Annotated in this window: 1 pseudogene; it reads right to left on the reverse strand. The window is 59.0% G+C overall.

Annotated elements, in window-relative coordinates:
* Positions 1 to 239, reverse strand: a pseudogene (locus tag WLY71_RS30985) (hypothetical protein); the annotation flags it as partial.

Below are 239 nucleotides of genomic sequence, written 5' to 3' on the forward strand. Positions count from 1 at the left end.
GTGTCGTTGAACGCCGTGCCAATCACCTTCTCGATATTGAGCAAGGTATCGCCTTCGGCATCACCGCCAATGCCGGGCTTGCCCGTACCGGCGCGGATATCGACGTTGATCGCGGCCGCGGAACCAGAGTAGTCCACGGTGTCGAAACCGCCGGCGCCGTCGAAACCGATGACTCGACCATCCGCGACAAAACGGTCGTCGTAGTTCGAACCACGGATCACTTCGATATCGGTATAGGT

The sequence above is a fragment of the Pseudomonas rossensis genome (assembly GCF_039888995.1).
In the GTDB taxonomy this organism is placed as follows: domain Bacteria; phylum Pseudomonadota; class Gammaproteobacteria; order Pseudomonadales; family Pseudomonadaceae; genus Aquipseudomonas; species Aquipseudomonas rossensis.